We start from the raw sequence: 1,802 nt of genomic DNA, 5'->3' as shown, positions 1-1,802 counted from the left end.
AGGAGTCAAGGTAGTCATGTAATTCTTTAACTAATTCACAAATAACTTCTGCATTCATTTCGTGATTCCTTCTTACCCAAAATTAGTAAATTCAGACAAAGCGTTCATCTTTAAAATATATTTTTTCCCATCCAGAAAGCGACTTTTCAGAAGCTTTTGTGCTTCTTCACGGGCTAACTGTTGATGTATAGGATCATCAGAGAATCTAATGCAATTAGCCCAAGGGTATAAATGATCCAAATTCTCAATGAAAAAGACTTCCTTTTGAATTTGGCAGCCTTTGAAATCTAACCTTCTGTTTTGTTATTTATTCATGTACCCTATCAAATACCCTTTCCGGTATTCTTTGTTCCTTTCCGGAGTCCTTCATCAATTCTACATATTTCCCATACGCTTTAATAGCCTTTTCTTCTTCTTCTAGTCCCCAGTAGGCATCACCTAAATTGATATAAGCCACTATACGGTCAGGGAAATTTTTGATGATATATTCCAGAAGAAAGGTAGCTCCCTGAAAAGCACCCCCTTGTTCAAAGTAATAGGCGATGTCGTTATATTTGGACAGATTTTCATTAGTGATTGAAATGTTCTCCAGTAAGAAAGATAAAACAACCTTATCTCCTAAAAGTCTTAATTTTTGAAGGTTGTTGGATTCTGAATAAGACTTTATTTCCTGATAGAACCCTTCAATTGAAGGTGTCTTTCCCTCTTGAAAACCAGTGAAAGAATATAAAGTCATAAATTTAATATTATCCTCTTCCTTTCCTTCATAATCTATTAAAAAGCTTCTTTCTTTCAGTTGTAAACCCAACATAGAGGTTCCCGAACGGGTGGATTCAACTTTATAAATCTTTGACCAAACTATCTTATTTACAGTTTTATCAAGTTTAAAAATATGATATGTTGCATAATAAGTATTTCCCAGTGTTTCAATATATTTCAATTGAAAGCCATCCTTTTTACAGCTTAGATCTACCCCTGAAATTTCATTTATTGCAAAATTCAAAGAATCTATTTTGATAGTAACCTTATCGTTAATTGATGGGCCGCTTACCTCAACTGATACTTTTTTGGGGTTGTTCTTTTCTCCCACCAAAGATATCTTAGTACTATCTTCTGAAAGGTGACAATCTGCTAAAACCACTATTTCCTGTTCTAGATTAAAAGCATGGCTTTGAACTATGGCTTTCGACTTTTCCTTTTCCTGATTTTGACATCCTAATAAACAAAAGATGATAAGGAAGGGCTGTAATATAGCTTTTACTAATGTGGTTTCCTTTATTATTTGCATTGGTAATTATTTGTTAAGGATGATATAGCAAGGATTAAGGTCTATTCATCTTTTCTTCGGTAAGGGCCAGATTTTTATCCCGCATTTCCTCCATTTTCTTCTTTCGGTCAGGATTTTCCTCTATGGCTATGCCCTGCTCATACAAGGCCTCAATTTCCTTTTTTAAGGCAGGAAAGTTGTTGCCTTTGCGGTCCCATTTGCTGGAGTGTTTATAGATCATGCGGGAAAGTTTTTGGGCCTTTCTTTTTTGATTTATGACGATGCGAAGCTCAATTTGGCTTAATCCCTTGTCTGAGGAAAGTTCCTTTTTACTTCCGCATTCCTGAGTGACCATATCTGGCAGGTCTACCTCAGTCCATATGTCCTTTATGAATTGAGGAGCATCATCTTCCTTCTCAAAATGATAGATAAACTGCTCGCTGAAAGGCGAAAGATCTGATGATTAATGGGGACCAGCGGGAACACCCTACGCCCACTGGATATTAGCTTTGATTGTTGCCTATTGTTTTTTGAT

General features: G+C 35.8%; 2 protein-coding genes. Both read right to left on the bottom strand.

Going from position 1 to position 1,802, the window contains the following annotated elements; genetic code table 11:
* Positions 1-307: 307 nt before the first annotated feature.
* Positions 308-1,288, bottom strand: a complete 981-nt coding sequence (locus tag E1171_RS01900) for a tetratricopeptide repeat protein (RefSeq protein ID WP_155203530.1) — start codon at positions 1,286-1,288, stop codon at positions 308-310.
* Positions 1,289-1,322: 34 nt separating this feature from the next.
* Complete coding sequence (locus E1171_RS01895) at positions 1,323-1,622, bottom strand: hypothetical protein (RefSeq protein WP_155203528.1); 300 nt, start codon at positions 1,620-1,622, stop codon at positions 1,323-1,325.
* Positions 1,623-1,802 lie beyond the last annotated feature (180 nt).

The organism is Xanthovirga aplysinae, from assembly GCF_009711365.1.
In the GTDB taxonomy this organism is placed as follows: Bacteria; Bacteroidota; Bacteroidia; order Cytophagales; family Cyclobacteriaceae; genus Xanthovirga; species Xanthovirga aplysinae.
This window is presented reverse-complemented; position numbering and strand designations above follow the sequence as displayed.